Annotated in this window: 1 protein-coding gene; it reads left to right on the forward strand. The window is 42.7% G+C overall.

Annotated features, from left to right (window positions below; translation table 11 throughout):
- Window positions 1-180: hypothetical protein (locus JEM65_RS22765; protein WP_233530835.1), on the forward strand; the 180-nt coding region annotated here is incomplete at its 5' end.
- Window positions 181-267: the final 87 nt, after the last annotated feature.

Genomic DNA, 267 nt, shown 5'->3' on the forward strand with positions numbered 1-267 from the left:
ACAAACGGCTTGGAGTTCGATGAGTGGACGTGGAAGAAGCTCTTCAATGGTGGTACATTTAAATCCAACGTGAAAGTGATGATTTCCAACCACCAACATCAGCATTTCCTCCATCCCACCGATTCAAATGTGTTTGTGCTTCTCATTGTTCAACAAAATTTGGGCGAAACATTCGTTTAACTTTATCAGCCAGGGATGTGATGATGAACTGGCATGTACTGTATACGTATTTACCGTGTGATTTCATTAAACTCCGCAGGGGTCCAG

The organism is Gelidibacter salicanalis (assembly GCF_016469035.1).
GTDB lineage: Bacteria > Bacteroidota > Bacteroidia > Flavobacteriales > Flavobacteriaceae > Gelidibacter > Gelidibacter salicanalis_A.